29 protein-coding genes are annotated in these 26,128 nt (G+C 37.2%); 5 read left to right on the top strand and 24 right to left on the bottom strand.

The window, feature by feature from the left end:
* Nucleotides 1–8: 8 nt before the first annotated feature.
* The 3 genes from CLOL250_RS04070 (at nt 9) to CLOL250_RS04060 (ending at nt 1,697) form a co-directional block, all read left to right on the top strand.
* A complete protein-coding gene (locus CLOL250_RS04070) occupies nt 9–767 on the top strand; it encodes a hypothetical protein (protein WP_008400867.1) in 759 nt (252 codons plus the stop codon).
* A 308-nt stretch (nt 768–1,075) separates the two neighbouring features.
* Nucleotides 1,076–1,456 carry a hypothetical protein gene (locus tag CLOL250_RS04065; protein ID WP_008400865.1) on the top strand — a complete coding sequence of 127 codons (381 nt, stop codon included), beginning with the start codon at nt 1,076–1,078 and terminating at the stop codon, nt 1,454–1,456.
* Between the two features lies 1 nt (nt 1,457).
* The gene (locus CLOL250_RS04060) at nt 1,458–1,697 is read left to right on the top strand and encodes a HEPN domain-containing protein (protein ID WP_049941082.1); all 240 of its coding nucleotides are present in this window, start codon (nt 1,458–1,460) and stop codon (nt 1,695–1,697) included.
* 238 nt (nt 1,698–1,935) lie between these two features.
* Here CLOL250_RS04060 and lexA read toward each other — a convergent pair whose 3' ends face one another.
* Nucleotides 1,936–2,559, bottom strand: coding sequence for a transcriptional repressor LexA (gene lexA / locus CLOL250_RS04055; protein ID WP_008400862.1), 624 nt, complete (start codon nt 2,557–2,559; stop codon nt 1,936–1,938).
* Nucleotides 2,560–2,841: 282 nt separating this feature from the next.
* Between lexA and yneA the strand changes: the two genes are divergently transcribed.
* Nucleotides 2,842–3,168: a cell division suppressor protein YneA gene (gene yneA, locus CLOL250_RS04050; RefSeq protein WP_008400861.1), complete on the top strand. Its 327-nt coding sequence runs from the start codon at nt 2,842–2,844 to the stop codon at nt 3,166–3,168.
* A gap of 176 nt (nt 3,169–3,344) precedes the next feature.
* Here yneA and CLOL250_RS04045 read toward each other — a convergent pair whose 3' ends face one another.
* A complete protein-coding gene (locus CLOL250_RS04045) occupies nt 3,345–4,100 on the bottom strand; it encodes a tRNA 2-thiocytidine(32) synthetase TtcA (RefSeq protein ID WP_008400860.1) in 756 nt (251 codons plus the stop codon).
* Between the two features lie 319 nt (nt 4,101–4,419).
* Here CLOL250_RS04045 and CLOL250_RS04040 point away from each other — a divergent pair, with 319 nt between their 5' ends.
* Nucleotides 4,420–5,475, top strand: coding sequence for a tyrosine-type recombinase/integrase (locus CLOL250_RS04040; protein ID WP_008400858.1), 1,056 nt, complete (start codon nt 4,420–4,422; stop codon nt 5,473–5,475).
* 299 nt (nt 5,476–5,774) lie between these two features.
* Here the strand turns inward: CLOL250_RS04040 and CLOL250_RS04035 are convergent, their stop codons facing one another.
* From CLOL250_RS04035 to mutL, 22 genes are all read right to left on the bottom strand, one after another.
* The gene (locus tag CLOL250_RS04035; RefSeq protein WP_044944971.1) at nt 5,775–6,389 is read right to left on the bottom strand and encodes a cytidylate kinase-like family protein; all 615 of its coding nucleotides are present in this window, start codon (nt 6,387–6,389) and stop codon (nt 5,775–5,777) included.
* Nucleotides 6,390–6,631: 242 nt separating this feature from the next.
* Nucleotides 6,632–7,549 (bottom strand): RluA family pseudouridine synthase, encoded by a 918-nt coding sequence (locus tag CLOL250_RS04030; protein WP_008400856.1) that lies wholly within the window; start codon nt 7,547–7,549, stop codon nt 6,632–6,634.
* 4 nt (nt 7,550–7,553) lie between these two features.
* Nucleotides 7,554–8,069, bottom strand: a complete 516-nt coding sequence (gene lspA / locus CLOL250_RS04025) for a signal peptidase II (protein WP_044944968.1) — start codon at nt 8,067–8,069, stop codon at nt 7,554–7,556.
* A 98-nt stretch (nt 8,070–8,167) separates the two neighbouring features.
* Nucleotides 8,168–8,911 carry a DivIVA domain-containing protein gene (locus tag CLOL250_RS04020; RefSeq protein WP_008400854.1) on the bottom strand — a complete coding sequence of 248 codons (744 nt, stop codon included), beginning with the start codon at nt 8,909–8,911 and terminating at the stop codon, nt 8,168–8,170.
* Between the two features lie 62 nt (nt 8,912–8,973).
* A complete protein-coding gene (locus CLOL250_RS04015; protein WP_008400853.1) occupies nt 8,974–9,570 on the bottom strand; it encodes a cell division protein SepF in 597 nt (198 codons plus the stop codon).
* Between the two features lie 12 nt (nt 9,571–9,582).
* Nucleotides 9,583–10,278: a YggS family pyridoxal phosphate-dependent enzyme gene (locus CLOL250_RS04010; RefSeq protein ID WP_008400852.1), complete on the bottom strand. Its 696-nt coding sequence runs from the start codon at nt 10,276–10,278 to the stop codon at nt 9,583–9,585.
* A gap of 13 nt (nt 10,279–10,291) precedes the next feature.
* Nucleotides 10,292–10,816, bottom strand: coding sequence for a hypothetical protein (locus CLOL250_RS04005; protein ID WP_008400851.1), 525 nt, complete (start codon nt 10,814–10,816; stop codon nt 10,292–10,294).
* Nucleotides 10,813–11,682 carry an HlyD family efflux transporter periplasmic adaptor subunit gene (locus CLOL250_RS04000; RefSeq protein ID WP_008400849.1) on the bottom strand — a complete coding sequence of 290 codons (870 nt, stop codon included), beginning with the start codon at nt 11,680–11,682 and terminating at the stop codon, nt 10,813–10,815. Before CLOL250_RS04000 ends, CLOL250_RS04005 begins: the two co-directional genes overlap by 4 nt.
* A 69-nt stretch (nt 11,683–11,751) precedes the next feature.
* On the bottom strand, nt 11,752–12,171 hold the full coding sequence (locus CLOL250_RS03995; RefSeq protein WP_008400848.1) for a hypothetical protein: 420 nt from the start codon (nt 12,169–12,171) through the stop codon (nt 11,752–11,754).
* A 72-nt stretch (nt 12,172–12,243) separates the two neighbouring features.
* Entirely contained in the window at nt 12,244–13,215 is a 972-nt protein-coding gene (locus tag CLOL250_RS03990; protein WP_008400846.1) for a D-alanyl-D-alanine carboxypeptidase family protein, read from the bottom strand.
* 15 nt (nt 13,216–13,230) lie between these two features.
* Nucleotides 13,231–13,626 (bottom strand): methylglyoxal synthase, encoded by a 396-nt coding sequence (mgsA, locus tag CLOL250_RS03985; protein WP_008400845.1) that lies wholly within the window; start codon nt 13,624–13,626, stop codon nt 13,231–13,233.
* A 10-nt stretch (nt 13,627–13,636) separates the two neighbouring features.
* Complete coding sequence (locus tag CLOL250_RS03980; protein ID WP_008400844.1) at nt 13,637–14,758, bottom strand: FtsW/RodA/SpoVE family cell cycle protein; 1,122 nt, start codon at nt 14,756–14,758, stop codon at nt 13,637–13,639.
* Entirely contained in the window at nt 14,721–15,044 is a 324-nt protein-coding gene (locus CLOL250_RS13255; protein WP_161116708.1) for a cell division topological specificity factor MinE, read from the bottom strand. Before CLOL250_RS13255 ends, CLOL250_RS03980 begins: the two co-directional genes overlap by 38 nt.
* Nucleotides 15,045–15,063: 19 nt before the next feature.
* Nucleotides 15,064–15,855, bottom strand: coding sequence for a septum site-determining protein MinD (minD, locus tag CLOL250_RS03970; RefSeq protein WP_008400842.1), 792 nt, complete (start codon nt 15,853–15,855; stop codon nt 15,064–15,066).
* 55 nt (nt 15,856–15,910) lie between these two features.
* Nucleotides 15,911–16,663 (bottom strand): septum site-determining protein MinC, encoded by a 753-nt coding sequence (locus CLOL250_RS13250; RefSeq protein WP_008400841.1) that lies wholly within the window; start codon nt 16,661–16,663, stop codon nt 15,911–15,913.
* Nucleotides 16,664–16,754: 91 nt separating this feature from the next.
* Complete coding sequence (locus CLOL250_RS03960) at nt 16,755–19,571, bottom strand: penicillin-binding transpeptidase domain-containing protein (RefSeq protein ID WP_274922235.1); 2,817 nt, start codon at nt 19,569–19,571, stop codon at nt 16,755–16,757.
* A 64-nt stretch (nt 19,572–19,635) separates the two neighbouring features.
* On the bottom strand, nt 19,636–20,142 hold the full coding sequence (gene mreD, locus CLOL250_RS03955; RefSeq protein ID WP_008400839.1) for a rod shape-determining protein MreD: 507 nt from the start codon (nt 20,140–20,142) through the stop codon (nt 19,636–19,638).
* Nucleotides 20,143–20,159: 17 nt separating this feature from the next.
* On the bottom strand, nt 20,160–21,017 hold the full coding sequence (mreC, locus tag CLOL250_RS03950; RefSeq protein WP_008400838.1) for a rod shape-determining protein MreC: 858 nt from the start codon (nt 21,015–21,017) through the stop codon (nt 20,160–20,162).
* On the bottom strand, nt 21,014–21,712 hold the full coding sequence (radC, locus tag CLOL250_RS03945; protein ID WP_008400837.1) for a RadC family protein: 699 nt from the start codon (nt 21,710–21,712) through the stop codon (nt 21,014–21,016). The genes mreC and radC overlap by 4 nt, the downstream gene beginning before the upstream one ends.
* A gap of 83 nt (nt 21,713–21,795) precedes the next feature.
* Nucleotides 21,796–23,082, bottom strand: coding sequence for a methionine gamma-lyase family protein (locus CLOL250_RS03940; RefSeq protein WP_008400836.1), 1,287 nt, complete (start codon nt 23,080–23,082; stop codon nt 21,796–21,798).
* 20 nt (nt 23,083–23,102) lie between these two features.
* The gene (gene miaA / locus CLOL250_RS03935) at nt 23,103–24,044 is read right to left on the bottom strand and encodes a tRNA (adenosine(37)-N6)-dimethylallyltransferase MiaA (RefSeq protein ID WP_008400835.1); all 942 of its coding nucleotides are present in this window, start codon (nt 24,042–24,044) and stop codon (nt 23,103–23,105) included.
* Between the two features lie 31 nt (nt 24,045–24,075).
* On the bottom strand, nt 24,076–26,121 hold the full coding sequence (gene mutL / locus CLOL250_RS03930) for a DNA mismatch repair endonuclease MutL (protein ID WP_008400834.1): 2,046 nt from the start codon (nt 26,119–26,121) through the stop codon (nt 24,076–24,078).
* Between the last annotated feature and the right edge of the window lie 7 nt (nt 26,122–26,128).

The following is a 26,128-nucleotide window of genomic DNA, read 5'->3' as shown; positions in this document are numbered from 1 at the left end:
GGGACTTTATGAGAGGATTTAAAAGGATTGTTAGTTTATTAATTGTTATATGTGTGATGATCACATGTTGTTCTGTGAACACGAATACTGCTGAAGCTGCTGCAATTACAGTTAAAAAAGGCAGCGATATTTCGGAAATAAAAATTAATGAAACAACTCAAAAGGTTACTGCAAAGGAAACAAACCATAAAGCCGGCTGGTATAAAAAGTCAGGTGTGCAGTATTATTTTAATAAGAATAAAACGACGGCGTCTTATAAATGGGAGAATAAGACTCTTTATCAGTGGAAAAACGGTAGTTTTAAAAAATATAATGGTATCTGTAAGCTAAGTGATGGTAAATATTATTACTTTAAAAAAGGTAAGAAAACAGCATATTCTGTAAAAAGTAATAAATGGAAAAAAGATAAGAAATCAGGACAGCAGTATTTCTTTTATAAAAATTCAAAATCTGCTTCTTATTTATATGATTCAAATAAAAAGACTGTTAAGAAGTGGAATAAATCTAAAAAGCAATATGCCCTGTGTACCGGATATGTAACATTAAGCGACGGTAAACGCTATAAGTTTACCAATGGTAAAAAAGATGTAACGAAAGTTACTCCAGTGAAACAGTACAATGGTCCAGGTCCTGCAAGTAATATTTTAAATAGTGGAAGATGGTATAGGTCTATATATGATGGAAGTGGTAAAATAAGATGTTATACTGATAATTATGGGTATATTTATGATTCTAATGGTAATTATACAGGTGAAAGTACTTTTTAATTATTAAAAAGGGAAAATGTTCATGATTTATGATAAAATAGAAAATATACAAGAAAATATTTATAATTAATAAATTGTAAAAGGTTTTAATTAAAGATTTTGAATGTTGATAAATAGGAAATATTTATTCGGATGTATTGAAAGAATATTAAAGATTAAATAGTTTTATCGAAAGCTAAAATTCATTTTTGAAAGCCATTATTAGAATTTATATAAATGTCTAGACCTTTTATAAATATCTGAATCTCTGTTATAAATAATATGAATAGTTTAAATATTATATCTGATGTGGATTTGAGGTGAATAAAATGCGGAATAATCATATAGATCCGGCAGATTTAATTAATGAGAACAATCCTAATCTATGGGATTTTGAAATCCTAGATGGCGTCAGTTTTATGAATTGTAACCGGATTCACCCTTTAAAGCAAAAAGAAATCCAGAAATTAGTAAATAGCTGTGCCGAGGATAACGGACTTGATGCGTTAATTATATTTGGTAGTTCGGTTGAATTTCGTTGTAACTCAAAAAGTGATATAGACATGGTAGTTATACGAAATGATGGTTATAAAAAAGTACCGAATGATTTTTTTGAAATAAATAGTGACGTCGATATTTTGTTTGATATTGGTGAACGTTTAAAAAAGATTTTGTGGGAGCACGGTGTATTAGTTTACAGGAGGGGATAGTATGTGTGATATTCGATATTTCAGAATGGCACGACATCATTTTATATCAGCAAAAGAAGCATTAAAATGTTTCAGTTGGGATGAACTATTTATTAATGATACTGCTTACAAACTTCAACAGTGTGTGGAATTTACATTAAAAGCCTTTTTGGAATGTAAAGGTGTAACAGTGCCGGAAACTCATCAGCTAAATAAACTGATTCGTATGTCGAAGGATAACGGATTGGCATCAGCTAGATGATTATATGCATAAACGCGGTATCGAACATATCTTTTATGAAACCACAGGCGGTCATCAGACGGTAGTATGGCAGAATGCCTTATATAATTATGCAAAGAAGCTGTTTGTAAATCAATAAAATGCACCTCTGAAATGATCAGGCATTTATTATGCCGGTCATATTGAGGTGCATTTTTGATGTGCAAAATATATTTTTGTACTAATCGTTTTTATCCGGAAAGCACTTATCTAAATCAGATCAGATAAAATTACGGAACAGACCGATCACACGACCTAGGATCTCGCAATGTTCGACAAGGATCGGATCCATATAATCATTTTCCGGCTGTAAACGAATATAACCGTTTTCTTTATAAAAGGTCTTAACTGTTGCAGAATCCTCGATCAATGCAACGACGATCTCGCCATTTCTGGCAGAAGAGCACTGCTCAACAATTACAAGATCCTTTTCATAAATACCTACATTGATCATACTGTCACCCTTTACACGAAGCATAAAGGTCTGGTTATTCGTATTATGAATATATTCCGGTGGAACAGGGAAATAGTCTTCGATGTTCTGTTCAGCAAGGATAGGCTGACCACAGGAAACCGTTCCAACGATAGGGATGTTTACCAGTTCCCGTTTGGTAAGTGAAAAATCATCGTCTATGATCTCAATTGAGCGGGACTTTGTCAGATCCCTTCTGATATAGCCCTTTGCCTCTAATGATGATAACTGAGCATGTACAGAAGAAGTAGACTTCAGATCAACAGCCTGACAGATCTCTCTGATTGATGGCGGATACCCCTTTGCAAGAATCTCATGACGTATATATTCAAGGATCTGAGTTTGCTTATCCGTGAGCTTTTCTTTTCCCATATGTAAATCCTCCTAAATGTATTAAAAAAACTTATATGAATAATAGTAGCACATAATTGTTCGTTTTGCAAACAAATGTTCTCTTTCTTGTGTGCGCTTTTTTACTCATCCATACTGGTATTATAAAGAAGTCATCGGGATATGACGAATATATTTTCGAATAATCCATACAAATGTTCGGAAATATATTGACAAATGAACAACTGTTCGATATAATTTATTCAAACATTTGTTCAGAATATTACATTACATATAGATTTTAATTCTAAGGAGGAAGAGAACATGAAGAACGTAGTAAGATTTATCAGTACAAAAAAGATTTTCATTATAGCAGGTATTATCCTGGTTACAGTATTATATATCCTTATATCCCATAAGGATTCACCGGCAACCAGCGCATCGAACGCAAGTAAGAAATATTATAAATGTATCACCATAGAAGAAGGAGATACCCTGTGGGATATCGCAAATGAATATAAGACAGAAGAGTATGCTTCCACACAGGCTTATATCGATGAAGTGCTTGCGATGAATAATCTGAATACAGATGTCATCGTAGATGGAACTAATTTACTGATTCCATATTATAAAGTAAATGATTACGAATAAATAATAAAAAGTATCTGTTATAAAATGTTATATGGTTTATCTGTTTAAAACAGATTTGCCTTATAAGAGGATAAAAACAGATACTTTTTTATTCAAAATATAACTATATATATTTATAATACACAGAATTCGTGGTATAAAGAATCATAATTATCGAATTACATAATAGAATGTGCTTATTTGGCATCTTTATTGTAAAGTCTTGGATTGTCGATCTTTACAGGCCAGCCATCCGGAGTTCCCCGTTCGATAGCGGAAAAAATCCGCTGCTTGCAGCCGGGAGTTTCCTTTTCCAACTTCGCCAGAGTTTGTTTTGCATATTCACGTTTCGTATATCCATCGGCAGGACAAGGACTCTTGATAACAGGAAGCTGCATATCATTCTTAAAAGAGATAATTTCACCTTCGTTTATATACATAAGAGGGCGAATAACCATCAATTCACTTTTATCCAGATATGTTTTAGGTGAGAATGTATGGATTCTGCCTTCATATAATAATGACATAAGGAAGGTTTCAATAAAATCATCCTTATGATGCGCATAAGCAATCTTGTTACATCCAAGATCATTTAATTTCTGATTTAATGCGCCTTTTCGCATTTTAGCGCATAAAGAACATGGATTTTTCTCTTTTCGGACATTGAATACAATATCATATATTTCTGTATCTACAATATAATAAGGAACATCCAGTTCTTTACATAATTGTTCGATCTTTGCAGTATCAAAATTATCAAAGCCGAGATTAACTGTAATAGCGATCAGATCAAATTTTTTTGGATAGAATCGTCGTAATTCAGCCAGAGCATAGAGTAAAGTCAGGCTGTCCTTACCACCGGAAATACCAACTGCAATTTTATCACCATTATCGATCATTTCATATGAATCGATGGCGCGTCTTGTATAACTTAATAACTTTTGTAATTTCATATAATTACCTCAAAATGATAAGATTTGTTTCATAACCGTGTATATTATACTTATAAAAGGAATTGGTTTCAAGAAAATATTGATGAAAGAATTGCACTCAGAGGCAGAGTGTGATATAACTAATTTAGCAGATATAACTTTTCGCAAAACTAAGGTTTTACGAAAAAACATAATTAAATATACACCACATTTAAATGATATTCTGCAATTACATCAATTTTTGATATACATTTAACAGATATTATATATAAAAACATACACGGAATCAATAAATAATATGTAAATATATTGTTAGTAGAAAGGAAAAAGGTAATTTCAAATGGCAAACGAATATACAAATGACATCAATATAAAAAATACAATTCTTCTACGAAATATTCTAGCAGAGCTTCCTTCATATGTTAAGATTGTTTTTCGTGGGATTGAAAATCGAACTTCATCCAGAACACGGCTTGGATATGCCAGAGATATAAAAACATTTTATAACTTTTTATGCAGCGAATGCCCACAGTTTCGAGGACGAAAACCGATTGATATCACATTGGAGGATATATCAGCCCTCGAAGCTGAAGATATTGAAGAATATCTGGAATATCTTAAGTATTATGAAAAGGATGGAAAGGTCTATACGAACGCTGAACGGGCTATTAAACGCAAATTATCTGCATTAAGGGTATTCTATGCATATTTGTATAAAAACGACCGTATAAAGTCAAATCCGGCTGAAAAAGTGGATATGCCAAAGATTCATGGTAAAACAATAACCAGACTGGATACAAATGAGGTCGCAGATTTCTTAGATGCTGTTGAATATGGTGATCATTTAACCAAACACCAACAGGCATATCATGCAAAGACAAAGGTTCGTGATCTTGCAATTTTGACTCTCATGCTTGGAACAGGTATCCGTGTATCTGAATGTGTTGGAATCGATCTTAAAGATGTGGATTTTAATAACAGCCGCGTAAAAGTTACCAGAAAAGGCGGTTATGAATCTTATGTTTATTTTGGTGATGAAGTTACAGACGCATTAACAGATTATCTTGAGGAACGCAAACATATAGAGCCGGTATCAGGATATGAAAATGCTCTCTTCCTCTCCAGCCAAAAAAAACGAATGTCTGTTCGGTCTGTTGAAATGCTGGTAAAAAAATATTCAGAAGGCGTTATCCCTTTGAAGCATATTACTCCGCATAAATTAAGAAGCACCTATGGCACAGAATTGTATCGAGAAACCGGTGATATTTATCTGGTTGCGGATGTTCTTGGTCACAGCGATGTAAATACAACAAGAAAACATTATGCAGATATGGATGAGGACAGGCGGCGAAGTGCCAGGAATCGTGTTCAATTACGAGAAAAACGTGATGATTAAATCAGTTGTAACTCCCCTATGCAATAAAGTATAAATGTTATTAGAATAAAGAACATTCTTTGAAAATTAATAAAAGAATAATATTAAGTATTTGATATGAAAAATGCGCCGGGAAATATCTCTCAGCGCATTTTTTCATTATGTAATATCGTGAGCATAACTCACTCAATGCATTCGAAAAATCGTCCCTTGCAAGCAAGCGATTTTTCATCATTATATCATGTGCTTCGCACATTCTATGCATTTCGCAAAATCAGCATCCTTGCGAGCAAATAATTTTGCGTTCATTATATCATGGTCTAATACTTTGTAACGGCATCGTATAACATATCTACACAATTATCAATTCCAAACTGGCTGGAATTCAGGCAGATGTCATAGCCTTTCATCTCACCCCAACGCTTGGACGTGTAATAATTGTAATAGGATGCTCTTGATTTGTCTTCTTTGCGGATCAAATCCTTTGCTTTCGCATCTGTAAGTTCGTATTTCTTTGCAATACGTTTTATACGATCATCAATATCTGCATATATAAATGCATTTACAACGTTAGAATAATCTCTTAAGGCATAATCTGCACAACGACCTACAAATACACAGGTACCATCTTTTTCAGCAATAGATTTGATAGTGTCAAATGCAGCCAGAAAAACTTTATGATTTAATGGCAATTCACCGGATGTTCCGAATCCTAATGAATATGGATCCATAACTAATGTATAGAGAAAACTGTTTGTTGGTTTCTCGTCAAAGTTCTCAAATAATTCTTCGCAGATACCACTGTCTCTTGCTGCGATCTTTAAAAGTTCCTTATCATAAAACGGAATACCAAGTTTTTCAGCAAGTTTCTGTCCAACTTCTCTTCCGCCGCTTCCAAACTGTCGTCCTATTGTTATAATTTTATTGCAAGCCATAATAAAAGCCCCCTTTGCAAGTATGATTTTTATTTGCTGTAAAAAACAAACTACGGTTTTCTGTATAAAAACCATAAAATTGTTTATTTTTTATAATAAAAATTATAACATTTCCACAAAAAAATGTAAATCAAAAAATTCGTTTTATATCTAAAAATAATATAAAACGAATTTAATAAATTAATGGAAGAATATTCAAACGAATATCTTTTTAGAAATGAAATTTTACAATCCTCAGACATTTAAAGCTCCAACTGTTTTAACAACTTTTGGAAATACTCAGGAAGTTCACTTGAAAATTCTACATATTCTTTTGTGGATGGATGAATAAAACCAAGTACACCGGCATGAAGTGTCTGTCCCTGCAGATGATATGGCTGATTTTTAGGTCCATATATGGCATCTCCTAACAACGGATGCTTAATATATGACATATGAACACGAATCTGATGCGTTCTTCCTGTCTCTAACTGACATTCAATCAGGCAGAAATTGTTTTTTAGTTTTTTCAGAACTTTATAGTGAGTTACTGCATTTCTACCATTTTTATAGTTGACTGCCATTTTTTTTCGATCTGTCGGATGTCTTCCGATAGGCAGATCAACGATACCTTCATCTTCTGTAAAATAATTAAAACAGATTGCATAATATTTTCTTGTGATTGAATGGACAGCAAGCTGTTCTGACAGAAAATTATGAGCAGCATCATTTTTACAGACAACAAGGAGCCCGGTTGTATCCATATCTATTCGATGGACAATACCGGGGCGAAGTTCTCCGTTGATCCCTGACAGAGAATCTTTAAAATGATACATTAAGCCATTCACAAGTGTACCGGAATAATGCCCGGGAGCCGGATGAACAACCATTCCCTTTGGTTTATTTACAATAATAATATCCTCATCTTCATATACGATATCAAGTGGAATATTCTCCGGTTCAATCTCAACGGATGCAATACTCGGAATCGTAATGTCTATTCTGTCACCGGACGCGATTTTCAGACTTGGTTTTGCTTTTTTATCATTCACCAGTATATTCCCATCATCTAACAGCTTTTTCAGAAAAGAGCGTGAATAATTGTCAAAATAATCGGCTAATCCCTTGTCAACTCGCTTATCTGTCCAGTTTTCATCTGCTTCTATATTATAAGTTTCCATATATTTATTCTTGATCAGAGCCCTTTTTAGACCCTCCAAACAAATCTTCCAGTTCATTATCCTTATATTTAAACAAGATAAGGATAAGCAGAATGATCATACTACAAGTTACATAGATATCGGCAACATTAAAGACAGGAAAATTAATCAGACGGAAATCAAACATATCTATAACGTAACCAAGGCGGATGCGATCGATCATATTGCCAACTGCGCCCGAAAATACAAATAAAAACAGAATCCTGAGATCTTTATATTTATCCATCTTTAACATTTTAATATAAAAGTATACGAGGAATATCAGTACAAGCAGTGTAACAGCTAATAGCAAGATACGTTTTCCCTGTAAACTACCCCATGCTGCTCCACGATTCTGGATATAGGTGATGTGAAATACATTTTTTATGACTGGTATTGTATCGGATAACGCCATATGGCTTGTGATCAGGAATTTTACAAGCTGATCCAGACCAATCAGTAAGAATACACTTACGATTGCAAATATACTGTTTTTTTTCATTCTGATTTCCTTTCTATGATTTTTTGCATTTATCAGTAAAATCCCTGTCTGAAACAATATTCAGGCAGGGAATCTTTATTTGTTATTTGATTTTAGATTTACTGGTTTTTATATTTGAACGGATCTACGAAAGAACCGCCACCAAGATTCTTTGTATATACTGAAGAATCACTTGAAAGATTACCTCCGGATGATCCGCCAAGTGTGGAATCTCCCATACCGGAACCTCCTCCTCCGCCAAGTGTAGATTCTTCACGTCCCTGCGGATCGCCACTGAAAGTAGAAAAACTGCCTGAACCTGCCCCCTCGCCATCAGAACCTGCAGGAGCATATGCTGCAGCATTTCCATTAAAATACTTGGCATCCTTCATAATTTCGTCAAAATCAACACCTAATTCTTCGTTGATCGGATTCGTTGCAAGAAATTGAAGATGTGAATCCATCAGATTTTTAAATGCCATCGTGTAATCTCTGTATTGTTGCTTAATGCCCTCAATACTGTCTTCAATTCTTTCCAACTCTTCTCTTGCCTGATGAACAATATTATTTGCCTTGATTTTTGCATCGTTCTCAATAATCTTGGCCTTGTCATTTGCATTCTTTGTAGCTTCTTCTGCGTTCTTCTCTGCAAGCATAAGTGATTTCTGAAGCTTTGATTCTGTAGTCCTGTAATGCACCAGACTATCTGTAAGTGTCTTGACCTGATTGGTCAGTTCAGCATTTGATTTATACAACTCTGTATAACTCAAAATAACAATATCAAAAAATGAATCAACATCTTTTTTGGTATACCCCATACCATGCTGAAATTTCTTTTGTTGTAAATCAACAGGTGTAAGCATTTGTAATCCTCCCTTAACATTCCTTCAGAATCTGCAAGTGCAGATCATTATTTAGTCATTTATTAATACTTGCTTAATTCTGGAGACAAAAATGCATCATTCAATAATTCTTCTCTGAGGTCACCGGATACATAGATATCTGCCGGAGCTGCAATGAAGATATTACCGGAAATTGCCTGTAACGATCCATCAAGGGAATAACATGCACCGGCAATAAAGTCGATAATTCGCTGTGCTGTAGACAGCTCCATTCCCTCCATATTGATCACGATCGCCTGTCCGCCTTTTAAATGGTCGATGATCATCTGTGCATCATCAAATTCATCCGGTTTAATAACAAATACCTGCTGGGAACCGCCCTGACTTCTGTTGTTAAATGAAACAAGTTTTGTATTATTGGAAGCTGTAGCTGTATTCTTTGCCGGTTTTACAAATTTTGATTTTTTAGCAGCAGCGCCGGCACTCTGTGTAGCAGCTGCTGTATATGTAGATGCAGATGATCTTCCATTTACAGCCTTTGGCTTTGGCTCATATTCTTCATCAAAATCATCTTCATCGTCATCATATTCATCATCATCAAATAAATCATCTTCATATTCATCGCTGGAGTCATTTATTTTAAAATAATCCAGAAAGCTTTTTTTTCCATTCTTTGCCATAATGGTTCTCCTTTAAATATTATAGTTTCTTGCACCAAAAATTCCTGTACCCACTCTGACCATAGTGGCACCCTCCTCAACGGCAACTTCATAGTCATTTGTCATGCCCATCGAGAGGACATTCATATGGACATTATCAATGTTTTTAGAATTGATGTCAAGTAATAATTCTCTCAGGCGTCGGAAATGAACCCGATTATCCTCAGGATCATCAACAAACGGCGCGATCGTCATCAGACCTTCTATCTGTATATGAGGAAAATCCTTGATCTGCATAATAAGATCTTCTGTTTCTTCAACAGAAACACCGAATTTGCTCTCTTCTCCGGCGACATTTACCTCAATCAATACCTTAACTATAACATCGTGCTTTGCAGCTTCTTTTTCAATCGTTTTAGCTAGATTTACCGAATCAACAGAATGAATCAGACAGACCTTATCAACGATGTATTTTACTTTATTTGTCTGTAAATGACCGATCATGTGCCAGTTTACTTTGCGGGAAACGGTTTCATACTTATCAACCAGTTCCTGTACTTTGTTCTCGCCAAAATCTATAGCGTCTGTCTCTGCAAGCAGTTCTTCAATATCACTTAAAGGCTTTGTTTTGCTGACTGCGATCAGTGTAACATCTTTTCTGTCTCTGCCTGCCCGTTTGCAGGCTTCTGTAATCTTCTGATCTACTAACTCATAGTTTTCTTTTAACATTTTTCTATCACTCCTAATATATGATCTGGTTTTCCTTTACAGATGTACCATCCAGTACAATACGATCATATGCTGATATTCCATATGCTGTATTAGGATCGATTATTGAATAATCATCTCCATTTACGGTTATATCGATCTGTTTGAACAGCGCTGTTCCCTGTGTGATACAGTAAACACCTTTTAGCTTATAGATTCCCGCTGTTGATACATTAAAGGTGATATCCGATTCATTTGCGGCGAGAACCGCATCTTCTTTGATATCTGCCGGATCAACATAGCAGAAATGATCATCTGTAAAATATATAGTAGGGGATATCTGTACAACCGAAGTTGAGCCATCCTCTGTTAATACGATCTGGTTAAAATATTTCTTTTCCGTCGTTCCGCTTCCGCCGGACAGATATCCGACCGGTATCATAAGAACATCTTTTTCAACAATCGCTGAATTTGGGATCTTAAGTCCTTTTGTTTCGGAGAAGATAAATGTAAGATTCAGATAACGTTCTGAAACATATTCAGCAAGATATCTGCTCATGTCAATGATAATAAAATAATTCCATCCTTTTCAATTGTCTCGTATTTGGCTGAAATCTTTTTACTTGAGTCATTGATTCGAAATCGAACATGTTCATCTTTTTTTACTTTGCTGTATTCTTCTTTTGTAAGCATGACAGCAATCTTCCAGTCCTCATCATCAATAATCTTATATACAGGTTTTCCGGATTCAACAATATCGCTTTTTTTTAACAATTCTTTTGAATACTTGGTTTTATCAAAATCATCAGCCGATAAATTGTTGATATCAAAGTCTTCGTAACCATCCATATAATAGGATACAATTCCACTGGCCGATGATTTAACCGCTGTAAATGTCGAATCAAATGATTTGTCTGAGGATAACTGTTCTAAAGCCATATCCTCATACATTTCAAGAACCTTATTATCAATTGTATTTTTAAATTCATATACTTCTGAAAAATCAGAAGTCGAAAATCCAGTTTTGAAAATCTGTATCTGTTTACTCAGATCATTATAATCGTTTGCTGATAACGAAGTATTGTTACTGTTCTGTACTTCATAAAGTGCATCATACATAGAACCTGTCTCATCAACAGAATATACACTGGATCCTTTTGCTACTTTTTCGCCATCCCGGATATAATAACAGATATAGCCGGAGGTTGAACTGTAGTTCAATGTCTCTTTTCGAACAGCAAGCCCCGGAACAGTAAAGTTAGTATCATAGCTGCTTTCTTCTACCTGAAATACACTCAGGTCGTGATCATTCATTGATATAATGATACGGATCAGCATATATATAAACATGATCGCAAAAATGATAAACCCGAAACTGATCTTGACAGGCTGTCGTTTCCTGACTTTTCTTTTTATGGAAGTCATATATATCTCCTTTAGTCTGTGTACTGATCCTGAATCAGAGACACAGTACCCTTCGCAGGTATATTTTTATTATAATGCGGCAATGATATTGTCCTTATATGTATCAGGAACTTCGGAGCTGTCTGTTGCAAAACAGAGAACGATACCGATGTTATATTTTTCACTGATCTTGTTCATGAGATCAAGAGCATAGCTGATCTGCTCCGGCTTTACATATGTTACAGATGTAAAGTTGTCAATATAAATCTTTTCAATATCTTTATTCTGAGAAATAATACCAAGAATAAAGCCTGCAAACATTTCCAGATTATCCACTTCGTAGTTTGTACAGTTAATCATTCTGACGCGATTACTGAGCTCATATAAATGCTTGTTATTATTATCAATAAAGACAACAGAACCTGTTACAACTTTTACCTCATTGTTAACCTTGTCAATCAGAACCTTTGTTTTTCCTTTACCCTTATCACCTGTAATAATCTGAATCATAATAAAACCTCCTGAATTATATTAAAACAGTTATATATTTTGAGTGGACAAAATGTCCACTCAGATAGCTGTTTATTTTGCAGTATTAATTAACATAGTCATATCATTATATAACGTATCCCTGTCTTCTGCTCCGGCAATAACAGCAACATATTTATCACCTGTATCATCTTTTACAAATTCAAGGATCAGACAGTTGCCGGCTGCTGTGGTCGTACCGGATTTCCAGGAACCTAACGAATACCCCTCCGGGAATTTAAACTCACCGGATATATAACCATTTGTTGCCTGTAATGTGACACTTTTCTCTGCACCTGTTTCATCTGTATATGTAAAATCATATGAATCGAGTGAATCAATCAGATATGCCATGTCATGTTTTATGAATTCTGAAAAGATCAGATAGAGATCATATGCAGTCGTATAATGATCGTCTGAATGTAATCCATGGCAGTTCACAAAATGCGTATTTGTAGCACCTAATTCAAATGCTTTTTCATTCATTTTCTCAACAAATGCATCCTCACTTCCTGCAATCTTTTCTGCAAGCAGAACACCGCAGTCGTTGTATGAACGAATCAAAAGGCCATATAACAGATTCTTTACTGTTACAGAGCATCCTTTTGTAAGATCGCTCACACCTACATTATCTTCCTGAAATGTAACAGTATGTGATAATGTAATCGTGTCATCTAAAGATAAAGTTCCGTCTTCGATACTTTCCATAACAAGAAGACCTGTCATTAATTTAGTCATGCTTGCAGGGTAAATACGATCATGTGCGTTATGTACAACTAAAGCCTCTTTTGTTGAGTCATTTATCAAAACTGCCGACTTAACCGCGCTGTAGTTCTCATCAGCAAGAGCCTCTCCATCGGGTATGACTGTATACTGGTCACCAAAGCTGTCAGAGCTGTATAAAGGCAGATTCTCAGATATTCCAAGTGCAAGTTGATTGCTTGTATCATAACTTCTTTTTGTGCATCCGGATAAAACAAGAATGGGAATCAGCATGACTGCCATCCATTTTGTCAATTTTTTCATCTTTATATCTCCAAATTATTTATAAAATTCCCGCCAGTCGAGATCTCCTCGGTCTAAAGCTTTGATCAGGAGCTCTGCAGTTGCAAGATTTGTTGCAAGCGGAATATTATGCATATCACATAATAAAAAGATATTGTTGATATCCGGTTCATGTGCCTTTGGATGCAAAGGATCCCGGAGAAAAATAACCATATCAATATCATTGTTCTCAATCTGTGAACCTAACTGCTGTTCACCACCCAAATGTCCCGCAATATATTTATGAACGTTCAGATTGGTAACCTCCTCAATCAATCGTCCCGTTGTTCCTGTCGCATATAAATCATTTTTACTTAAAATTCCTCTGTAAGCAATACAGAAGTTCTGCATCAGTTTTTTTTTCGCATCGTGTGCTATTAACCCTATATTCATAACTCTCCTCCTAGTATTTCTTCTTTTGCAGATTTATATTTAATACCAATCCAATACCGGCACTCATACTTACAAGAGAACTAAGTCCGTAACTGATAAACGGAAGCGGAAGGCCTGTATTCGGTAATAACGCAGTTGCAACTCCGATATTAATGAATGTCTGAAAAGCAACCAGTGAACCGATTCCCGCTGCTATATACATACCCTTTTTGTCCTTTGCGTGCCTAGCAACCCGAATACATTGTAACACTATCAGGCATAAAATTGCAATAATAATCACACTTCCAATAAAACCTAATTCTTCACCTACTGCCGAGAAGATAAAGTCTGTCTGCTGCTCAGATATCAGGTTCGTATCCTTAACGGTTGCTACGGTTGAGTTATTAATACCCTTACCGGATAACTGACCGGAACCGATCGCCATAACTGAATTATCCTGTTGATCGGAGGATGCACCATATTCACTTCCGTATATATGTCCCAGAATACGATTAATCTGATAAGTTTTCAAAAACTGAGGCAGATTATCCTGTTGGATATACCAGATAAATCCACCAAAACATGGAACAAGAATCAGGATCATAATACCTATGAGTTTCAAACTGAGTCCTGCTACAAATATAACAATAAATAGTGTGACCATAATACAGATCGAGGTAGACAAATCGGGTTCTGCCACGATCAGACCAACAGGAACAGCCAAAAATACCGCAAGCTTTGCAAGTACCTTTGGCGTGTTCAAATCTTCGTAGTTTTTTTCCAGAAAAACTGCTGTACAAATGATCAAAATAATTTTAGCAAATTCTGATGGCTGTATTGTGAAAGAGTCTGATATATAGAACCAACGGCGAACGCCCTGATCTCCTCCTCCGGAACCGACCAACAGAACTAGCAGAAGCAAAAGTATATTTCCCGCATAAAGGATCATATAATATTTGCATATAAAATTGTAATCGATCAATGATACAATGATCATTCCAATTACACATGCGCCTACACCGATCAACTGTTTCGTCTGAAAATCCGGTCGAACGCTGCAGATTGTGATTGTTCCCATAATCATAGCTGCGATCACAAATAATACAAGCTTAAAATTATAGTTGATCAGACTGTATTTTTTTTCCGTTGACATGTCCATCTGTTTCATGTGTTTCATCTTTTTCTTTGTCCTTTTTCATATGTATTCCTACAACCGGGATTCGTGCAATGATAAATGAATCCGAAAGCTGTACTGTCATATTTGCTGAATCGATATTAACATAGGCCGCAACGCATTTTCGCATATCATCCCGAATTCTTGTTACGACATCCGGAGTACAACCTATTCGATCAGCCATTAATATATTTTTTAATCGTTCTCTGGCATAATGCCCGGAATTATAGCTTATCACATTCGATACTGCTCTGTTTTCTTTCATAATATTAAACTTCACCCCTTTATGCATGTTTTTTTCTGAATAAACGCTTAAAAGGTTTTCGTTTAAAAACATTAAAATCTGTAAGAGGAATGCTGTCACCAAGTATCCGTCTGCAAATATCGATATAAGCATTTCCTGATATGGTATTACTTCCCGCGAGTGGTTCTCCTTTATTCGTTGAAATAACAATCTGCTCATCATCCGGGATAACCCCAAGCAAGTTTACTGCAAGGATATCGACAACATCATCTACAGACATCATATCACCTTTTTTCACCATATCATAACGGATACGATTTATGATAAGGTCGATCTTGTCTATTTCATTTGCTTCTAATAATCCTATAACACGATCCGCGTCACGAATTGCAGATACCTCCGGTGTAGTAACTACGATGGCACGATCTGCTGCGGCAATAGCATTTTTAAATCCCTGTTCGATTCCGGCCGGACAGTCGATAATAATATAATCAAAATCAGCCCGCATTTCGTCGACAAGCTTTATAATCTGTTCCGGTGAAACTGCAGTCTTGTCTCTTGTCTGTGCGCATGGCATCAGAAAAAGATCCGGGTTGTTCCGATCCTTGATCAAAGCCTGTTTATACCGACAGTTTCCTTCTACAACATCAACAAGGTTATATACAATCCGGTTTTCCAGTCCAAGGACAATATCCAGATTTCTGAGACCGATATCGGTATCTATCATAACGACTCTCTTTTTCAACCCTGCCAGTCCGGTTCCGATGTTGGCTGATGTAGTTGTCTTGCCAACTCCTCCCTTTCCTGATGTAACAACAATTACTTCACTCATAAAACACCTCCGTCAATATCTTTTCCTGTTTTAAAATATGCTTTGAAATTTTATCTTAAAGTGAAGTCTGTGACAGCGCCTGAAAAAGAAGTTGTCCATTTTCGCAGCTTGCCATCATCGCATCATCTGTATGAAATTGTTTTCGGTTCTGTTTTGTTTTATTATAAACAGCTGAACCGATCTTTATATGAACCGGCTCCATCTGAAGAGCCAGAACAAATCTGTTTTTTAGGTGATCCTGTCCGGCAATCACGTTTCCTGAAAGTTTTCCGAGAACAATGACATTTCCATTCGAAATAATCGTTGCTTTTTTCTCTATATTTCCGAGTATGATTATACTCTTTTTTACCTCCAACGTCTGACCTTTTCGTAAATTTCCGCAAAAAAACTGAATCGTATCATTCTTAAATATATCCGGTGGTAATGCTTTTTTTTCTGTTGTTGAAAACTGTTTGTCAGACAATTTCTTTTGAACATTTTTTTTGACCTGTTTTTTTTCAGGTGGACTCTTTGCTCTGTGAGGTGGAATATCGATCTGACTACACAGATCCTGTTTGGAAGCTTCCAGACAGAAATCCACTTCGGTATTTGGAAGATGATTCAATTCATATAGGATCTGTTCCTCTTCTCCGGAGGATAACAGTCTCCCTTCAAATGTAACCGGTACTCTTCCGCTTTTTTTCAAAAATACTTCCTGACTGTATAATTTCTCTCTGATATCAGAAAGAATCTGTTCCATTGAATTATCTTCATTCAGAATGATACGTATTCCATGGCTGTTTGCCTTCATAACAACGTCGGTATTCATATTCAATCCCTCATCATAATAAAATGCCTGCAAACCAAGGCTCTTTTATCTGGTGTATCTGATATCCAAATTGTTATATTCAATCAGGAATTTAATCGGAAAGTGCATTGTTACCGGTAATAGTTGTATTCTCAAGAACATCAGGATCATACAAATATGCATATACGAGACCTGAAAGCTCGACTGCATTACCGGAAGAATATCCAAATGGTATTACACTTGTAACCGTTACCTCAGGATTTTCATATGGTGCAAATGATACAAATAACGCATGGTTCGGTCTGGCTTCGCTCTGCTGGGCAGTACCTGTTTTGCCTGCTACTGCGACATTGATCTGATTGATCAGTGCACTGCTGCTTGTATGAACGGAAACAACCTGTCGCATACCCTGTCTTACAACATTCCATTGTTCTACAGGAAAATCAAGTTGGTTTTGAACCTTATGCTCATTTTTATATACAACATTGCCATCAATATCCTTTATTTCCGAAACAAGGCTTAAGTCATAACATGTGCCGCTGTTTGCAAGGGTTGTAACATACCGGGCAAGCTGAGTTGCAGTGAAGTTATTCGTACCCTGTCCAATCGCAGTACGGATTGAATCCGCATCTGATATCTGAGGTTTACTTTCAGGCAGTTCAATGCCTGATGTGCTGTCAAATCCAAACATACCTGCATATTTCTGAAGCCGTTCCACACCGGTGATATCGCTGTAGGTTCCTGTATCTTTTGTTGCCATCCGATATCCAAGTTCATAGAAGAAATAGTTACAGGATTCCTCAATTGCCTTAGATATACCGATTGTTCCATGTGCAGACGGATAAATCCAACATTTAGCAGGTGTCTCTGTTTTATCAAAGTATCCTTTGGTCTGGATCACATCGTTGACCCCGATAACGCCCTCATTCATACCGGCAAATGCGGTGATCATTTTGAATGTAGAACCGGGCGCTGTCTGCTGCATAGTTGCCCTACTGTACATTGGTGTTGTTTTGTCTGTCGTAATTTTCGAATAATAATCTGCATCAATCATATTGGTAAGACGATTATTATCATAGCTTGGATAACTTGTCATTGCTTTAACTGTCCCATTATTCGGATTCGTAACGACAATTGAACCGGAGCAAGGATCAAGTGCCAGCATTGCCGGAGTAATCTCAAGATTTTTAATTTTTTTACATATGAAGTCATAGCTTCCCATAACACCGGCTTTATAATCGGAATAATCTGCGTCTGTTGCCATATTAAGGATACCCTGGTCATATAACAGGTTAATTACCTGACTTCCTGTAAGTTCTCCTGATATTATCATATATTTAAAAACAAGTTTGTCGAAACTGGTATTATTTTCAAATTCTTTTAAGATATATTCTGTCAGTACGTTGTAAATCTCATCTGTATCATAATAATCGCTCTTTGTTGATATGCCGGAGATGTCGATGGCGCCCTGGCTGATCGCATATTTCAGATATTCGCACAGCGAAATACTGTTGTTTATATACGAAACATAAGCAGCATCAGATTTGTCAATCTTGCTCGGGTTGTAAATTCCCATCTCACTTAACTGTTCACAGATAAATTCCATATAATCCTGATACTGTAATGTCAGATCATGTAATGGAGTATGACTGACGTTTAATATATCATCCAGTCTTGAAAGTGTATTTTGTTTTGCGGACTGGAAGTAAGAATTAACGGACTGTTCCAGCTCAGATGCATCTTTTGCCGCAAGGTCATCAATGCTTATAACATTATTATCAAATAAAGCAAAATATACATCGGTGATCGGAATATCATCCTTATCCGTGGATGTCGTTACATTCTTTATATGGGCAAGAAGAATGGATGCAATTTCTGTTTCAAGCGCATTATAACAATATTTTTGCAGATCGGAATCAATTGTCAAATAGATATCATTACCTGCGACAGGATCTTTGGAATCGATCACTTCTATTACCTTACCCATATTATCGACATACATCTTCTGATATCCATCTTTGCCGCGCAGATAAGATTCAAACTCACTTTCAAGTCCCATTTTACCGACCATATCATTTGCACTGTATTTTTCTGAATCATCCAGAGTTTCATTATATTTTTCCAGTTCCTCATTGGAGATATTTCCGATGTAACCTATGATCTGAGCAAAATATACAGAATCATTATATACACGATGTGATTCAACACTTACCTCCATGCCGAGAAGTTCATCCGAATTTTCTTTGATTGCTGCATAGCTTTCTTCACTGATACCATCAGCAAGCTGAACAGACATATACTGCTGGTAACGATTCAGCCATATCTCATATCGTACCGCGAGGATCTTTAATGCCGCCTCATCGGAATATGTTTCGGAGATATTGAATAAATCTTTTCCACGCATATATTTAAATATATCATCGGCAGTTGAAGACGCCTGCTCTTCTGTCAGACTGTCGACAGAGCTTGCACCATATACATTCATTAAAAAAGTATTTAACGTATTTCCGGATACAGTAAATTCAAAGCCCTTCGAGGTTAACTTCAGAGGAAGACTCACTGACATCTTATCTCCGTTTTGTTCAAGGATCAGAATAGTTTTATATACTATGTCATTACGCAATTCATTCGAAGTCGTTTCCTTTGCGGCAGCCGCTTCCGTCAGGTCCGTTCCACTTATATAAGATAAAGTATAGGATGCTTCGTTATAAGCCAGAAGCTTTCCGTTACAATCGTATATATTTCCCCTGGTCGCTTTTACCGCTACTGTCTTTACGGATTTATAAGTAAAACTCTCCTGATATTTTTCACCATTTACGATCTGCAGATCGAACAAACGATATATAAGTATTCCAAATAGAACCAGAAACAAGACCGTTACAACAAACAGACGATGCTTGACATGTTCAATTATTGATTCTTTTATCAAACTGAAAAATTCTTTAAACATTCTTACGTTCCTTTCACGATCATATAATCAGACAATTGCCGGATCATTCACTTGCTTTTTCCATTTTTTTCAATGCCTTATTTACAAATGCAAAAAACTTGAATACGATCAACGTGATAAGTGCTGTGTAGATCATTTCGGGTAATATGATATCTTTTAAATAAGTTGCGAACTCCAGTCTGTTCCGCATAAGGAAGAAAATTACATAGGTTGCAAAATTAAAAATAAGATCATCAACTAAGATTATAATTATTGGAAGAAGAACATCTTCTACCAGATAAAGTCTGTGGAAAAAACCGTTACAATAGCCAAGAATCATATATAAGATCATAAATGGTCCGATGGCATATCCAAAATATACATCATATAAAAAACCACAGAAAAACCCAACCAGCATACCTTCTTTTCTTCCCCGCATCAGTCCGAAGGAAACAGTAAGGATCAGCATAAGATCCGGTGCAATACCTGCTATTTCAAGAAACGGGAAAAGGGCAGTCTGCAAAACAAAACATATTGTTATTAATATTCCAAGTATTATTACTCTTTTCAATGTTACACTTCTTTCTGTTAATCCGTGATATTTTTCTTAGTCTGTAAAATTACGAGTACTTCTTCGATGTTTGAGAAGTCTGCAGCAGGTATAATATAGGCAGTCTTCGTCAGATTGTTGGAATCACTCTCAACCTTTGACACATAACCAATATTAATACCTGAAAGATATTTGTTTGAGACATAGGATGTTACAACCTGATCTCCTTCCGATATTTCGGCATCTTTATCAATATTTTCAGCAATCATATATCCGTCTGCGTAATTCGTCAGACTTCCTGACACATTACAGATGGATCTGCTTGGAAGGATCATGGCATTAACATTTGATGTATCATCAATAATCGTACGAACTTTTGCATAGGATTCACCGATTTCTGTTATGATACCACAGAGTCCGTTACCATACAGGACATTACATCCAACAGATAAGCCATCCTTTGTACCTTTATCGATATAAAAGACATCAAACCAGTTGCCGGTATCCTTTGAGATTACGCGGGCTCCGGTCTTTTCATAATCTGTATAAAGAGCATCTAATTCATATAATTTCTGAAGCCGGTCAAGCTCATAGGAATCCTGCTGATACTGTGCAAGCTTTGTTTCGTAGGAAGATATCTTCTCCTTAAGCTGTTCATTTTCAGTTACTACACTCTCGTAATTGTGGAAGGCTTCTACCTTGGATTCAACCCATGTACCTACTGTATTAACTCCCTTTTGCATCGGTACAATAAAAGTATTAGTTACATTTCTGACGGATGACATCATTCCGTCAAAAAATAAAGAAGTAACCATCAGCACCACACACAAGATTGTAAGTGCCAGCAAAAAATATTTTGGTGTAATTTCTATTCTTTTACGATTACGTCGTCTCATTCTATGATTCCTCTTTCTGCCAGGCTGACAAAACAATTATTCCCTAATATAATATGATCCGATAAACGTATCCCCAGTGTTTTTCCCGCTTCCTCCACACGCTTGGTCAGAAGAATATCCGGGTTGCTGGGTTCCGGATTCCCTGAGGGATGATTATGCAATAGTACGATATATACAGCCTGATATTTTAATGCATCAATAAAAATATCCCTCGGCGATACAACTGCATGATCGACCGTTCCCTCTGACAGTCGACACTCTTTTAACAAATGATGGCTCGAATCAAACATTAATACATATACCTGTTCTTTGCACAAATATTTGGTGCGCTCCATATAATAGTCTGCAATACTTTTCGGATTACCAAAGGTAACTCCTGACCGGTGTTCTGATCTTGCCATTCTTCTGGACAACTCAGCGATACACTGCATCTGAATTGCTTTTACTTTTCCGATACCATCAACATTCATAAGATCATCAACCGACAGATAATTCAATCCGATGATCCCTTTATGAACCGGGTGTGCAGCTAATATTTTCTGCGCAGTCAACAAAGCATTCCCATGTCTGCTTCCACATCGAAGTATGACTGCCAGAAGTTCCGCATCTGATAAGACGGCTGCACCTTCCAACAGACATTTCTCATATGGGCGTTCACATTCCGCCATATCTTTCATTGTAAATTCTGATCTCATTTTTCCTCCTTCGTCTCCGTCTCTCCACGAATCGGTAAGGAGTATTTACCGTTTTTTCTTTTCGGCTTTTGTTCTAAAATAATCTACCACACTATAAGGTTATTTTCTACCATTTTTTGCAATGTCATTACAATTCCAAATTTTGCATGCTGATAGGTAAGTCCTCCCTGAAAATATACAGCATACGGTTCTCTCATAGGGGCATCCGCACTAAGTTCAATTGAAGAACCGGATACAAATGCACCGGCCGCCATGATGACAGGAGAATCATATCCCGGCATATCCCATGGTACAGGCTTTACATAGCTGTCAACCGGTGCAGCCGCCTGAATCCCTTCACAGAAAGCAACTACACGTTCCGGTGTCTGAAGTTCAACTGCCTGTATGATATCAAAACGATCCTCTGTCTTATTCGGAACTGTCTTAAAACCAAGATTTTCATATACATTTGCAGCAAAGATCGCACCCTTTAAAGCACTTGCCGTAACCGATGGAGCCATGAATAAGCCCTGTGCAAAAGCCTTTGTATTATTTAAAGATGCACCAACCTCTTTGCCAAGTCCCGGAGTTGTAAGACGATATGCGGCATTTTCCACATATTCCTTCTTACCACAGATATAACCACCGATCGGAGCCAGTCCGCCACCCGGATTCTTGATCAGGGAACCTGCGATCAGATCTGCGCCATAGTCTGTTGGTTCTTTATCTTGCACAAATTCGCCATAACAGTTATCTACCATACAGATGATGTCCGGACGGATACTCTTTACAAATGCGATTGCTTCTCCGATCTTCTCACAGGATAAAGTCGGACGTACGGCATAACCCTTGGAACGCTGGATCTCTACAAGCTTTGTGTGTTCATTGATCGCATTTCGGATTCCGTCAAAATCAAACTCTCCTTCCGGTGTCAGATCTACCTGGGCGTATGTAACACCATATTCTGCCAAAGAACCCGGTGAAGGGCGAAGTCCGATGATCTCATCCATCGTATCATATGGTTTTCCTGAAATTGCAAGCAGTTCATCTCCCGGTCTTAAGTTACCAAATAACGCCGTACAGATCGCATGTGTTCCACAGGTGATCTGAGAACGGACCAGCGCATCTTCCGTATGGAATACATCTGCATAGATCCGTTCGAGTGCATCTCGTCCGTCATCGGTATAACCATATCCGGAGGAACCTGCAAAATGCGCTTCTGCCAGACGATTATCCTGCATGGCTTTGATGACCTTCATCTGGTTGATTTCACAAATGGCATCGATCGCTGCAAAACGGTCCTTTAAGCTGTCTTCAATCTTCTGACAGTAATCAAATACCCGTTCATCAATGTGTAAGGATGTATAATAATCTTTTAATAATGTGTTCATTTTATCTGCTCCATTTTATTTTATGAAATAATTCCCTTTGACCGCAACTGTTCAAGCATGAAATCCATAATGGTATCTTCTGATGTGAATTCACTCTTATCCACCCAGGTGACTTCTTTTTCCCTCTTAAACCATGTGATCTGACGTTTGGCAAAATGTCTGGTATCACGTTTTAAGATATAGAGGGCTTCATCCAGAGATGTTACACCATCCAGATAATCGAGGATCTCTTTATATCCAAGTCCCTGCATGGATATTAGATCTTTTGTATATCCCTGATCCTTTAATGCCTTTACCTCTTCGATCAATCCCTGTTCTACCATGATGTCAATTCGCCTGTCTATTCTATCATATAATTTTGATCTTGCATCATTTAACACAAAATATTCAAAATTATATGGAGAAATCCGTTTGGATTCTTTCTCGTTATGTTCGGAGATTGGGATTCCTGTCTCTTTATAGAATTCCAATGCCCGGATCACACGTTTGCGGTTGTTATAATGAATGGTTGCGGCTGACGCCGGATCCACTTTTTCAAGCATCTGATGAAGGCAGAGATTTCCATGTTTTTCCGCAAGCTGTTCCAGATAAGTACGGTAGCTTTTATCATCGTCATTTTCATCGAAATGAATATCGTATAAAACTGCCTGAATATAAAAGCCGGTTCCGCCGACAATGACAGGTATCCGTCCTCTGGCATAGATATCATCCATCGCCTTTGTTGCAAGTTTTTTAAATAATACAACATTAAACGGCTCCTTCGGATCTAATACATCGATCAGATGATGGGGAACTCCATCCATTTCCTCCGGCATGATCTTGGCAGTTCCGATATCCATCTTTCGATAGACCTGCATGGAATCTGCAGAAATGATCTCACCATTTATTCTTTTTGCAAGACCGATCGACAGATTTGTTTTACCTACGGCTGTCGGTCCGGTTAATATAACAAGAGGCTTCATTTGCTGCTCCGTTTCTATATAAGTTTAATTACTAAACAATTCGTTTGAATTTCTTTTCTAGTTCTGTCTCTGTCATGGAGATCAGGGTTGGTCTGCCATGCGGACAGGTATATGGATTTTCAAGCTTCATCAACTGGTCGATCAGGGTGTCTGCCTCCTTAAAGCTAATGGAAGTATTCCCTTTTATCGCAGCTTTACACGCCATTGTGGAAAGTTTGCTGATAAAGGTGTCGATCGTCTGTTTCTGTCCGTTTTCGGATAACTCTCCGATAAATTCCAGAAACAGTTCCCTGCCGTCTAATCCGAACAGATTTGCCGGAACGGCTGACAGTTTATATTCCTTTCCTCCGAAGCCCTCGATCTGAAATCCCAGATTCTGGAAAAATTCCAGATTTTCCCGTAAGAACTCTGATTCTGTTCCGCTCAAGGATACGATCGCAGGCGGCATCAGGTACTGTGGAATGGCTGTCTTATTCTTATAGTTTGCCATTAATTCCTCAAATTTTACCTTTTCATGTGCGGCATGCTGATCCATGATAAAGAACTTGTCTTCATACTCGATCAGCCAGTATGTCTTAAATAACTGTCCGATGATCCTGTGCTTTTTCTTAGCTTCCGGTGTCAGAAACTTATCTTCAAACATATCCATCTGCTCGTATTTGACCTTAGCTTCCGGGGTGATCGGTTCCTGTTTCTTCTGTTCTGATGTTTCGTTAGTCTGTACACCCGCTTCAGCAGGATTTAATGCTGTCTTTGTCGGTTGTGTCAAATACGGAACAATATTTTCAGCGACCATATTATTTGTGATATTTTTACCAGACTGGTTATCTTCTTTCAAATATTGGATTTCAACCGGCGAGCTACTTCTGTTTTCCATCGTAACAGATGGTGTCGGCGTTGGTTGAGCAGATATACCTGAATTTGCCGGTTGCATTGGCATGCTTGGCTTTTTCTGCTGCGCTGGCCTTGCCGGCTGCGGAGGAAGCTCTGCGGCTCTCCTGTTAGCTTCGAATGGCTCCGGGCGTTTCTCCACTTTGCGTTCTGCCAGTGTCTCCGGCCGCATATCCTTTCCCGGTGTAACAGTCGGGATCAGCTCTTTAAATAACAGGGCCTTTCTAACGCTGATATAAGTAAAATCATACATATCCGGTTCATTTATGAACTTCAATTCCCGTTTTGCAGGATGGATATTCACATCGATCAGAGATGGATCAATCTCAAAATTGATAACTGTAAATGGAAATTTATGAACCATAACAAAGGTACGATATGCATCTTCGATTGCCTTTGTTAATATATTGCTCTTTATATACCTTTGATTCACATAATAATCCTCGAATGAACGGTTACCTCTGGATATACTCGGTTTTGCAAGATATCCTGTGATCTTTACCTGATCATTTGCTGCATTGATCTCCAGGAGGTTATTCGTAATATCTCTACCATATATATGATAGATGATCTCTTTTAGTCTGCCGTTGCCGGATGTAAATAGCTTATCTGTCCCATTCATAATGAACTTAAATGAAACATCCGGATGTGACATTGCCATACGGCAGACAAGATCGTAAATATACGAGCCCTCTGTTGCAGGCGTCTTCATGAATTTCTTTCTGGCAGGTGTATTATAGAACAGATTTCTTACAACGATCGTTGTACCAAGCGGTGCGCCGATTTCCTCATTTGAGATCTCTTTTCCGCCATGGATCTGATATCTGGTTCCGGTAAGCGCATCTTCCTGCTTGGTGATCAGCTCTACCTGGGCAACTGCGGCTATACTAGATAACGCCTCGCCACGGAAGCCTAAGGATGCGATCTTTAACAGATCATCCGCCGTCTGAAGCTTGCTGGTTGCATGGCGAAGGAAGGCAACCGGGACTTCTTCTTTTGAGATACCGCATCCATTGTCTGTGATACGGATAAAACTCATTCCGCCTTCCTTGATCTCGATGGTGATCGCGGTTGCACCCGCATCGATGGAATTCTCCACTAATTCTTTTATAACCGAGCCGGGACGCTCGATCACTTCACCGGCTGCGATCTTATCAATTGTATATTGATCCAGTAATTTAATCATAGGTTCT

It is taken from the genome of Clostridium sp. L2-50 (genome assembly GCF_000154245.1).
GTDB lineage: Bacteria > Bacillota > Clostridia > Lachnospirales > Lachnospiraceae > Coprococcus.
The sequence above is the reverse complement of the archived record's forward strand: the minus strand, read 5'-3'. Positions and strand labels throughout refer to the sequence as shown.